General features: G+C 71.7%; 9 protein-coding genes. 8 read left to right on the top strand and 1 reads right to left on the bottom strand.

The window, feature by feature from the left end; genetic code table 11:
• Window positions 1–263 precede the first annotated feature (263 nt).
• The gene (gene folP / locus PHA29_RS06220; protein WP_270848686.1) at window positions 264–2,018 is read left to right on the top strand and encodes a dihydropteroate synthase; all 1,755 of its coding nucleotides are present in this window, start codon (window positions 264–266) and stop codon (window positions 2,016–2,018) included.
• Between the two features lie 223 nt (window positions 2,019–2,241).
• Complete coding sequence (locus PHA29_RS06215) at window positions 2,242–3,087, top strand: biotin--[acetyl-CoA-carboxylase] ligase (RefSeq protein ID WP_270848685.1); 846 nt, start codon at window positions 2,242–2,244, stop codon at window positions 3,085–3,087.
• A 268-nt stretch (window positions 3,088–3,355) separates the two neighbouring features.
• On the opposite strand, the gene PHA29_RS06210 is transcribed toward PHA29_RS06215, so the two are convergent.
• Entirely contained in the window at window positions 3,356–4,123 is a 768-nt protein-coding gene (locus PHA29_RS06210) for a type III pantothenate kinase (RefSeq protein WP_270848684.1), read from the bottom strand.
• A gap of 117 nt (window positions 4,124–4,240) precedes the next feature.
• On the opposite strand from PHA29_RS06210, the gene PHA29_RS06205 reads away from it, so the two are divergent.
• The 6 genes from PHA29_RS06205 to PHA29_RS06180 all read left to right on the top strand — a co-directional run bounded on the left by PHA29_RS06205 (window position 4,241) and on the right by PHA29_RS06180 (window position 10,136).
• Window positions 4,241–4,909, top strand: coding sequence for a cytochrome c maturation protein CcmE domain-containing protein (locus tag PHA29_RS06205; protein ID WP_270848683.1), 669 nt, complete (start codon window positions 4,241–4,243; stop codon window positions 4,907–4,909).
• A gap of 101 nt (window positions 4,910–5,010) precedes the next feature.
• A complete protein-coding gene (locus PHA29_RS06200; RefSeq protein ID WP_270848682.1) occupies window positions 5,011–7,254 on the top strand; it encodes a heme lyase CcmF/NrfE family subunit in 2,244 nt (747 codons plus the stop codon).
• Complete coding sequence (locus PHA29_RS06195) at window positions 7,247–8,032, top strand: ABC transporter ATP-binding protein (RefSeq protein WP_270848680.1); 786 nt, start codon at window positions 7,247–7,249, stop codon at window positions 8,030–8,032. The genes PHA29_RS06200 and PHA29_RS06195 overlap by 8 nt, the downstream gene beginning before the upstream one ends.
• Window positions 8,032–8,736 carry a heme exporter protein CcmB gene (locus tag PHA29_RS06190; protein ID WP_270575500.1) on the top strand — a complete coding sequence of 235 codons (705 nt, stop codon included), beginning with the start codon at window positions 8,032–8,034 and terminating at the stop codon, window positions 8,734–8,736. The genes PHA29_RS06195 and PHA29_RS06190 overlap by 1 nt, the downstream gene beginning before the upstream one ends.
• A 168-nt stretch (window positions 8,737–8,904) precedes the next feature.
• On the top strand, window positions 8,905–9,936 hold the full coding sequence (locus PHA29_RS06185) for a cytochrome c biogenesis protein (RefSeq protein WP_270848678.1): 1,032 nt from the start codon (window positions 8,905–8,907) through the stop codon (window positions 9,934–9,936).
• Window positions 9,937–9,938: 2 nt separating this feature from the next.
• Window positions 9,939–10,136: a CcmD family protein gene (locus PHA29_RS06180; protein WP_270848677.1), complete on the top strand. Its 198-nt coding sequence runs from the start codon at window positions 9,939–9,941 to the stop codon at window positions 10,134–10,136.
• Window position 10,137 lies beyond the last annotated feature (1 nt).

Below are 10,137 nucleotides of genomic sequence, written 5' to 3'. Positions count from 1 at the left end.
GGGCGTAAACAACGTCTTGGCACTGAACATCTAGGGATCCGCCTCGGAGGAGGCGCCGGCATCTGCCACCGTCGCTTCGGGATGAGATCCGTGCGCCCCGCGCCCCGCAGATACATGGCACGGTCGACGGCGGCACCGAGGCGGAGATTCGTGCGCCCCCGCGCCCCGCTCCTGAAAACCTTGCGTCATCGGACGGGGCGGCGATGCGCATGCGCGCCGACTGGATACAATGGATGCACGTGCGTACCTATGAAAGGACCCTCATGGCTCACGACTCCAAGACCTGGCGCTGCGGAAAGTACACGCTGACCTTCGATCGGCCGCGCATCATGGGCGTCCTGAACGTCACCCCCGATTCCTCCAGCGACGGCGGGGACAACTTCGACCCCGACCGCGCCATCGCGCGCGGCGTGGAGATGCTCGATGCCGGCGCCGACATCATCGACGTGGGCGGCGAGTCCACGCGCCCCGGCTTCACCCCGGTCGATCCGGACGAGGAGGCCAAGCGGGTCCTCCCCGTCATCCGCGCCCTCGCCCAGCGCGGTGCCATCGTGTCGGTGGACACGCGCCATGTCGAGGTCGCGAAGGCGGCCGTGCGCGTCGGCGCCTCGATCGTCAACGATGTGACCGGCTTCACCGACCCCAAGATGGTCGAGTTCGTGAAGAACACCAAGTGCGGCGTGATCATCATGCATGCCGGCGAGGTCACCGAGCCCGTGCGCGCCCACAAGGCCGTCCAGCTCGACACCTCCGCCGCCGCTTTCGTGGCGGAGAAGGCCCGTGCCGCCGCCGAGGCGGCCGCCGCGGCGGCGGCGCCGGGCGCCAAGAAGCGCGGGCGCGCCCAGGGCGGCATGCGCCTGACGAGCGGGCTGATCCAGCCGCAGCTGCCCTTCGCCGACATCCCCAACGGTTCCGGCGCGGAGGCCGAAGGAGGCGACGGGGCCCCCGAGACCGACGCCGCGAGCACCGCCGAGGCCGTGGCGGCCCAGCTCGCCGGCGCCTCCATCGAGGCGGCCGCCGCCGACACCGCCCCCGTCGCGCAGGCGGAGCCCGAGGACTGGCTCGCCGCGATGATGGCGCGCTCCGCCCGCCATGAGGAGGCCTACGTCAGCACCTCGCAGCTGCGCCGCTTCACCCTTCCCGATTCCGCGCCCATCATGCGACGCGTGATGGGCTTCCTGTCCGACCAGGCCCGCGCGCTCGTGCACGCCGGCGTCTCGCGCGACCGCATCTGCATCGACCCGGGCGCGGGGTTCGGCAAGAACGCGAACGAGGACATCATCATCCAGCGCGAGACGGCCAAGATGGCGTCGCTCGGCTACCCGCTGCTGTGCGCGGTGTCGCGCAAGCGGTTCGTCGGCGCGGTCTCCGGCGTCGAGAAGGCGGACCGCCGCGACGCGGCGACCTTCGGCGTGTGCCTGGGCGCCATCCAGAACGGCGCCAACATCGTGCGCGTGCACGACGTCGCCGGGTTCGCCCAGTTCCTGAACGGGTACTGGGCCGTGGCGCGCCCCCAGCCCCGCCGCGCGTTCGTGGCGCTCGGCTCCAACCTGGGGCGCCGCATGGACAACATCCGGGCCGCCAAGGACCTCATCGCGGAGATCCCGCTTACCTGCGTGTCCAACTGCTCGCGCATCTACGAGAGCCAGCCGGCCTACGAGGAGCGCCAGGAGCCCTTCGCCAACGCCGTGATCGAGATCCGTACCGAGCTCGCCCCGCTCATCCTGCTCGATGAGCTCATGAAGGTCGAGGACCGGCTCGGGCGCAAGCGCGGCCGCGGCGCCAAGCCCAACGGGCCGCGGACCCTCGACTGCGACCTGCTGTGGATGGAGGGGGAGGTCCACGGTGGTGACAAGCTGCGCCTTCCCCACCCCAAGCTGGGCGAGCGCGACTTCGTGCTCGTGCCGCTCGAGGACCTCATGCACGACCCGGCGCGCTTCTTCCGCTACGAGGGCGTGGACGTGAAGGAGCCCGAGCAGCGCGTCGGCCACGTGACGACCGAGCTCGGGTCCCTGTAGGGGACGGCCCGGCGGGCGCGCCTGCCGGGGCCGTTCGCCGCACGCGGGGCGCGGGCGCGGCCCCGTCCCTCCGTCAGGCGGAAGGCTGCGACCCGAGGGTGCCCGTCCGTCGTTTCCCGGCAGGGGGGGCAGGCCGCGGTCCGCGGGCGCGCCCCCTGACGCGCCGTCGCAGTATCCGTCCCGCGCGCCGTATCGGCGCGGACTCCAGGAGAAGGGGAGGAGCATGGATATCACGCCCGAGGGGGCCCTGCCCCTGATGTTCGAGCACGAGGTGGGCTCCACCAACGATGTCGCCACGGATGAGGCGCGCGCAGGTGCGCCGCACGGCTGGGCGATCTGCGCGGAACGCCAGGTCTCCGGCCGCGGGCGCCGCGGGCACGCATGGAGTTCGCCCGCGGGGAGCCTCTCCCTGTCGGTCGTGGTGCGTCCCGAGGTGCCCATGTCCCAGCTCATCGCCGTGCCGGCGCTCGCGGGCATGGGCGTGATGGACGCGCTCGCGAGCCTGGGCCTCGCGGGCCGGGTGGGCATCAAATGGCCGAACGACATCGTGGTCCGCACCTCCGGCGAGGGCGGCTTCGACCGCAAGCTCGTCGGCATCCTCGTGGAGGGCCGCTCGGGCGACGCGGGCCCGTTCGCCGTGGTGGGCATCGGCATCAACCGGGAGCCGGTGCAGATGGACGCGTCCGAGCTCGCACAGGGCAGGGCGCCCGGCGGGCCCCGGGCGCTTCCGCCCGTCTCGCTCGCGGAGCTCCTCGGCGAGGGCGCGCCGGAGCTGCCGCGGCTCGCCGCCCTCGTGCGCGATGCCGTGGTGGCACGCGTGGACGCGTGGGCGGCGGCTCTCGCGGCACGTCCCGCCGCCGGCCCGCTCGCCCCCATCCTGTCCGAGTACTTCGATATGGTGCCCCTGATGGGGCACGAGGTCGCCGTGCTGACTCCCGAGGGCCGCGTCGTGGACACGGGCGCGTTCTCCGGTCTCGATGTCTGGGGCCGCGCCTGCGTGCGGACGCCGCGCGGGGAGAAGAGCTACCCCGCCGAGGCCGTGAGCCTGCGCGCCCTCGACCAGCTGTAGCCCGCCGGAGGGCGCGGGCGCGCCGCGCTGCGGGCGCGTTCTCGGGCCACCGGTCCGCATCGCGCCGGGGCCACCGCCTTGCGCTGCCGTCGGGCTCGCCGTTTCCGGGGCTCCCGGGCGGCCGCCGCCGCATCGGGGCAAACCATGTCGTATCTGACACCGGCCCCCTCTACAGGGAGGGCCGGTGTCAGATACGACATGGTTTTGCGTGCCCGGGGTCAACGTGCCCCTGCCTCCCCGGCTGGGGACGGCGGCGTCCCGATCCCCGCTATGCGGTCATGCGGCGGTGGATCTCGCAGATGCCGCGGAGGGTGAGCTGCGGGTCGATGACGTCGAACACGTCGGTCGACTCGGCCACCACGCCCGCGAGGCCCCCTGTGGCGATGACGCGGGCGCCCGGCGCGCCGAGCTCCTCCTTGATGCGGCGGACGAGCCCCTCCGCCATGGCCGCTGTGCCGACCACCAGGCCGTTCTGGACCGCCTCGACGGTGTTCCTGCCGATGAAGCGCTCGGGCGCCTCGAGGGGGACGCTGGCGAGCTGGGCTGCGCGCGCGGCGAGCGCGTCCATGGAGATGCGGATGCCCGGCGCGATGGCGCCTCCGATGTAGCTCCCGTCGGTATCCACCACGTCGATGTTCGTGGCTGTGCCGAAGTCCACCACGATGGCGGGCGTGCCGTAGAAGGTGGCGGCGGCGACGGCGTTGGCGATGCGGTCGGCGCCCACCTCGGCGGGGTTGTCGGCGCGCACGGGGGTGACGGCGGCCGTGTCGCGCCCGACCATCATGATCGGGACGCCGAGCTGGTCGGCGACTCCCTGCCACTCGCGCCTGAGCTGGGGGACCACGCCGGCGAAGGCGATCGCGCCGATGCAGGAGACCTCCCGGCCGTACATGCGGAAGTAGCCCTGCAGGCGGACGTGGATCTCGTCTTTGGTGAAGGTGCAGTCGGTGGGCATGCGCCAGGCGCACAGCAGCTCGCCGCCCTCGAACAGGCCGAGCGCGGTCTGCGTGTTCCCCATATCGACGGCTAGGATCATCGTCGCTCCTCGCTGCAGGTAATATGCGTGACATCGCGCGTGCGCGATGCGCCCATTGTATACTTGTTCGGCGGCGCGCAGCCGCGGTGCACACATCGGATTCGCTCGGGGAGAGCTATGAACAAGAAGGCAAAGCGCCGGCTCGTCGTGGTCGGCGGCATCGTCGTGATAGCCATGCTCGTGATCGTCGCGATCGCCGGCGGCGGCCAGGCTGCGTCCTCGCTGTCGATCGGCGATGTGCTGGGAGGCGGCTACGAGGGCAAGAAGGTCCAGGTCTCCGGTTCGGTGGTGGCGGGTTCCATCACGGCGGAGGGGTCCTCGGCGACCTTCCGGATCGCCCCGGAGGACGGCGACGCCTCCCAGGCCCTCACCGTGACCTACGACGGCGCGCTGCCCGCCACCTTCGGTGCGGGCGTGGTCGCCGTATGCACCGGAACGGTGACCGACGGCGCGCTGGATGCCGCCGAGATGGTGACCAAGTGCCCGTCGAAGTACGAGAGCGCCGAGGGGTCCCTCACCGTGTCGGGCCTGCTGGAGCAGGGGGACGCGATGGTGGGCAAGGACACCCGGGTCTGCGGGTACGTCCGCGGGGAGGTGGCGTCGGTGAACGCCGACCACCGCTTCACGATCGAGTCGCAGGGCGCCGAGCTCAAGGTGCGCTATGACGGCGGGCTCGACGAGGGGATCTCCGACGGCGTGGCGGTCGTCGTGACCGGGTCGCTCGGCGAGGACGGCGTCTTCACCGCGAGCGAGCAGCCCGCCATCGACGAGGCCGTGTCGGAATAGCGAAGCGATTCGCCCCGGGGACGCGCCCGCGCTCCCGGGGCGTCGTACCATCGAGGGCGGCGGGGCGGATCCGCCGCCGCGCATGAAGGGGGACGGGGCCGATGGTCTCCATGTTGGGAAGCGCCCTGCAGGTGCTCGCGCTCGTGCTCGCGGCCGTGGCCGCCGTCGTTCTGGTGGCCGGGGTGAAGCTGCGGCGGGAGCGGCTCGTGAACGCCGGCTATCTGCTCGTGTTCGCGGTGGCCCTGCTGCTCACGGGCTGCATCGCCCTCATCCTCGCGTGCATGTTCACCGAGGACTACTCGATCGCCTACGTGGTGTCCAACTACCCGGCGACCGACAGCCCCTTGAAGCCCCTGTACCTCGTCTCCGCCGTATGGGCGGGCCGCCAGGGTTCGCTCCTCCTATGGACCTGGCTCATCTCCCTGTACGGCGCGGCGGTGGCCTGGCGGCGCATGCGCGCCACCGACGACCTGTCCTCCGTGGCGCTCGGCGTGACCGAGGTCGTGGTGGCCCTGTTCGCCGCCACGCTCGTGCTCTCCGAGTCGAACAACCCGTTCCTCCCCACGGCGGCGGAGTACCTGAACGCCGACGGCTCGCTCGTCGCCCCGATGGGCGGCATGAACCCGCTGCTCATGCATTGGGCGATGATCCTCCATCCGCCGGCGACCTTCATCGGCTACGCGGGCGCCACGCTGCCGTTCGCCTACGCCCTCGCGGCGCTCATCTGCGGCGATACCTCGTCGCGGTGGGTGGAGCTCTCCGACCGCATCGCCGTGTTCGCCTTCATCTTCCTGACCGTGGGCATGGCGCTCGGCGCGGTGTGGGCCTACGTCGTGCTCGGATGGGGCGGCTTCTGGGCCTGGGACGCCGTCGAGAACGCGAGCCTGTTCTCCTGGCTCGCGGCGGTGGCGCTCGTCCACAGCTTCACGATGTACCGCAAGCGCGGCTGCTTCAAGCGCTGGAGCATGCTCGCCGCGACGGCGACCTTCATCTTCGTGGTGCTCGGCACCTTCATCACGCGCTCGGGGCTCGTGCAGTCGGTCCACGCGTTCGCCGAGGACCCGGTTTCCACGTACTTCTTCCTGGGGATCATGATCGCCGCCGCCCTGTCCTTCCTCGCCCTGCTGGTCTACCGCAACGGGATGATCGACGACGCCGACGAGATCGAGTCGATCGCCTCCAAGAGCGGCTCGTACTTCCTCACGAACCTCGTGTGCCTGGTGGGTGCGTGCCTGGTGGCCTACCTCACCGTGTCGAGCGCGCTGCCGACCTGGATGCCGCTCGGCGGGCAGGCGGTCCCCGCCGGCGCCTACAACGCGGTGGCGCGTCCCATGACGGCGCTGTTCGGCCTGCTCATGGCCGTCTGCCCGCTGCTCGGATGGCGCCGCACCGACAAGGCCGCCTTCGCGCGGAACTTCCGGGTGCCGGCGCTCGTGGGCGCCGTGGCGTTCGCCGTGCTCATGGCCTTCTTCGCCCTTCGGCTCGTACCCGATTACGAGGGCATCATGGCGGCGGGCGGCGATGCGGCCGAGGCCCTGGCGGAGCAGGGGCCGCCCTGGTACTACTTCGCGCTGACCGTCGTATCGTTTTTGGCCGCTGCGATGCTGCTCGCGACCTCGTCCTACCTGCTGGGGCGCGGGGTGCGCGGCCGCATGCGCGGTCACGGCGAGGGCGCCGCGCGCGCCGTGGTGAACCTCTTCCGCCGCTCGCCGGCGCAGGCGGGCGGCTATCTCGCGCACCTGGGGTGCGCCGTGGCGCTCATCGGCCTGGTGGGCTCGGGCATGTACGTGCACGAGCAGACGGTGGACCTGCCGACGGAGGTCGGCGCGTCCGCGCAGGTGGGCGACTACGTGATCGTCTACCGGGATTCGGAGGAGTACTTCGACGCCGCGGACAACGACGTGATGACGGTGCTGCTCGAGGTCGGACGCGCCGGGGCGGGCGACGGCGAGGGCGTCGCCGGCACCGCCATGAGCGCCGACGACCAGTGGCTCGCCGATGTCGAGACGTCCATGCGGGTGAGCGCCGCCACCCGGCAGCAGACACTCGACGCGTCGGTGACGAGCTTCCCGCTCGAGGACCTCTTCATCGCCTTCCAGGGGGTGAACGCCGACGGGACGCTCTCCATCAGCGTGAAGATCAACCCGCTCATTATGTTCACCTGGGTCGGCGCCGGCATCTGCATCGCGGGCATCGCGCTGGCGTTCCTGCCGCGCCGCGCCACGCCGCTGCTGGCGGCGGACGAGCGCGCGGGAGGCGCCGCGGCGACGGCTCGGGCGGGCGCCTCGCATGCGGCCGCCGGCATGGATGCCGCCTCCGGCGAGGGGGAGGGCGTCCGTGGGTAGCGGGGGCGCGCACCGGGGCGCGGGGGAGCGCGCGGCGGCCGTGTCCGGTGCCGTTGCGGGCGACCGCCCGCTCGCCGTCGAGGCGCGCGGCCTGGTGAAGCGCTTCGGTGCGCACCGCGGCCTGGACGGCGTGGACCTCGCCGTCCCCGCGGGGGCGTTCCTGTCCATCTTCGGGCCCAACGGGGCGGGCAAGACCACCCTGCTCCGCATCCTCGCGCTGCTCTCCCGCCCCACGCGCGGGAGCCTGAGCGTCCTCGGCGTCGATGCGCTCGAGGAACCGGACACGCTCCGAGCGCGCATCGGGCTCATCTCCCACCGGTCCATGCTCTACGGGGATCTCACCGCCCGCGAGAACCTGGAGTTCTTCAGCTCGCTGTACGGGGGCGCGCCCGACCGCGCGCGCATCGACGAGCTGCTGAGGGTGGTGGAGCTCGACCATCGCCGGACGGACTGCGTGCGGACCTTCTCCCGCGGCATGCAGCAGCGCCTCTCCATCGCCCGCGCGCTCGTGAACGACCCCGAGCTCGTCTTGCTCGACGAGCCGTACTCCGGGCTCGACCCGCATGCCGCGGAGCTCTTCGACCAGCTCATCGACCGCGTACGCGACGGGCGCACCTTCATCATGGTGAGCCACGACCTCGAGAAGGGGTTCTCCCTGTGCACCCATGCGCTCATCCTGGCGCGCGGGCGCGCGGTGGTGTGCGCCGAGCGCTCGGGCGTCGACGCCGCGGCGTTTCGCGACCTGTACCTGGCGACCGTGGGGATGGGGGTGGCGTGATGGGGAGGCCGGGCGCATGGGCCCAGTACCGCGCGCTACTCGCCAAGGACCTGCGCCAGGAGCTGCGCACGCGCGAGATGCTCACCTCCATGGCGGTGTACGCGCTGCTGGTGCTCACGGTCTACGGGGCGGCGCTGTCCCAGGTGGGCGACCGCGTGCAGACGGTGTCGCTCGCCGGCGGGATGCTGTGGGCGCTCATCGTGTTCACGAGCCTGCTCGGTCTGAACCGCAGCTTCTCGCACGAGACGGAGTCCGGCTGCCTCGAGGGCATCCTGCTCGCGCCCGTGGACCGCGCGGTGGTGTTCGCCGCCAAGGCGACCTCCAACCTGATCTTCCTCCTCGCGGTCGAGGCGCTCTCCGTGCCGCTGTTCTTCCTGTTCTTCCTCTCCGGCGCGGAGCTCGCGGCCACGACCCCGCTGATCGCGGTGCCGCTCGCGGTGGGCACGGTGGGGGTCGCCGGCGTGGGCACGCTGCTGTCCACCATGACGATCGACACGCGCGGGCGCGACGTGCTGCTCGCCATCCTGTTCATCCCGGTTGCCTTCCCGCTGCTGTACGCCTGCGTGTCGGCGACCACGACGGCGTTCCTCGGCGTGGAGGGGACCCTGGGGGGCTTCTGGACCTCGTGCGCGGTCGCCGGCGCCTACGACGTGATCATGATCGCCGCGGCGTGGGGGCTCTACGAGTTCATCCTCGACGCGTGAGGGCGCCCGGCGCGCGGGGCTGCCGGCGGGGCGCCGGCGGAGCTCGCCGCCGGTCGGCTCCCGCGGGCCCTCCGCCGGGTGCGCGTACTCGCCGGGCCGACCCGTCCGGCGCGGTGCCGGTGCGATACCATGGAACGGCTTGTCCATGCAGGCTTGAAAGGAGACCAGATGACGCGAGGCGAGAAACCCGCCGGAGCCGTGAGGGGGCCGGTCGGCCTGCCCGATCGGCTGCTCCCCATCCTGCTCGCTGCCGGCGCGCTGCTCACGGCCGTCGACATCGTGTGGGCCTTCACCCTGGCGCCCCTCGTCCAGGGTGCGCAACTCGCCGAGCCGGTCGTCATCGGCGGGGGGCAGGGGACCACGAAGCTGCTGCTGTCCCAGAAGATCTTCTACCTGCATGTCCCGGTGGCGATCGCATCGTTCGTCGCCATGGGGTTCGCGGCGTTCTTCGCGGTGCGGTTCCTCATGACCCGCGAGCGCGCCTATGACGTGCGGTCGAAGACGGCGATGGAGGTCACGCTCGTGCTCATCGCGGCGACCATGATCTCGGGCGATCTGTGGACCTGCTTCGAATGGGGCGTGTGGTGGGTGTGGGAGCCGCGCCTGACCACGTATTTCATCTTGATGCTGCTGGTGATCGCATATTTCATCCTGCGCAATGCCATCGACGACCCGGAGCGCAGGGCGCGTTTCTGCGCGGTGTTCGGCATCGTTGCGTTCATCGACGCGCCGATCTCGTTTCTGATCACGCGCCTCGTGCCGAGCTCCATCCATCCGGTGGTGTTCCGCACCGACAGCGGCCTGCCGCCGATGATGCTGATCCCGTTCCTGCTCGGGCTGTTCGGCATGCTGATGATCGCGTTCGTGCTGTACCGTGTGGCGTGGCGGGTGAACGCCGACGCCCTCGCGGTCGAGGAGCTGAAGGAGCGGCTCGAGGAGCAGGACGCACGGGCGAACCGTGCGGCAGCCGAGGAGGCGCTCGCGCGGCTGCAGGCGCGGGGCGCGGCGGTCGCCTCGGGTGCGGCGGCAGGCGATGGCGCGGGCGGCGACGGGGCCGGAGCGAGCGGGGTTTCCGCCGGGGCGCCCGTCGTTTCCGGTGCGACCGGTTCGAGCGAGTTCGGTGCCGTCTCGCCCGGCGCCGGTGAGAGCGACCGGGCATATGCGAGCGAGCGCGGCGATGCCGCCGCAGGGGAGGAGTAACCATGGATCCGATTCTGTCCGAGGTCTATTCGACCGTGCTGCCCGCAGCACCGTTTGTGATCGGGGCGTATGTGGGCATCTGGCTGGCGCTGTTCGCGTACGTGTTCGTGCTGGCGCGCCGGGCGAAGCGCACGAGCGAGGACGTCCGGGCGCTCGAGCGGGCTCTCGAGGACCGGGAGGGCCGCGCGCGGGACGAGTAGC

It is taken from the genome of Candidatus Collinsella stercoripullorum (assembly GCF_027669965.1).
GTDB lineage: Bacteria > Actinomycetota > Coriobacteriia > Coriobacteriales > Coriobacteriaceae > Collinsella > Collinsella stercoripullorum.
Note: the sequence above shows the minus strand (reverse complement) of the source record. Positions and strands in the feature narration are given on the sequence as shown.

What these genes read in the sequence shown, in the direction of transcription:
- folP (WP_270848686.1), top strand. Translation starts at nt 264, where the DNA reads ATGGCTCACGACTCCAAGACCTGGCGCTGCGGAAAGTACACGCTGACC.
- PHA29_RS06215 (WP_270848685.1), top strand. Translation starts at nt 2,242, where the DNA reads ATGGATATCACGCCCGAGGGGGCCCTGCCCCTGATGTTCGAGCACGAG.
- PHA29_RS06210 (WP_270848684.1), bottom strand. Translation starts at nt 4,123, where the DNA reads ATGATCCTAGCCGTCGATATGGGGAACACGCAGACCGCGCTCGGCCTG.
- PHA29_RS06205 (WP_270848683.1), top strand. Translation starts at nt 4,241, where the DNA reads ATGAACAAGAAGGCAAAGCGCCGGCTCGTCGTGGTCGGCGGCATCGTC.
- PHA29_RS06200 (WP_270848682.1), top strand. Translation starts at nt 5,011, where the DNA reads ATGGTCTCCATGTTGGGAAGCGCCCTGCAGGTGCTCGCGCTCGTGCTC.
- PHA29_RS06190 (WP_270575500.1), top strand. Translation starts at nt 8,032, where the DNA reads ATGGGGAGGCCGGGCGCATGGGCCCAGTACCGCGCGCTACTCGCCAAG.
- PHA29_RS06185 (WP_270848678.1), top strand. Translation starts at nt 8,905, where the DNA reads ATGACGCGAGGCGAGAAACCCGCCGGAGCCGTGAGGGGGCCGGTCGGC.
- PHA29_RS06180 (WP_270848677.1), top strand. Translation starts at nt 9,939, where the DNA reads ATGGATCCGATTCTGTCCGAGGTCTATTCGACCGTGCTGCCCGCAGCA.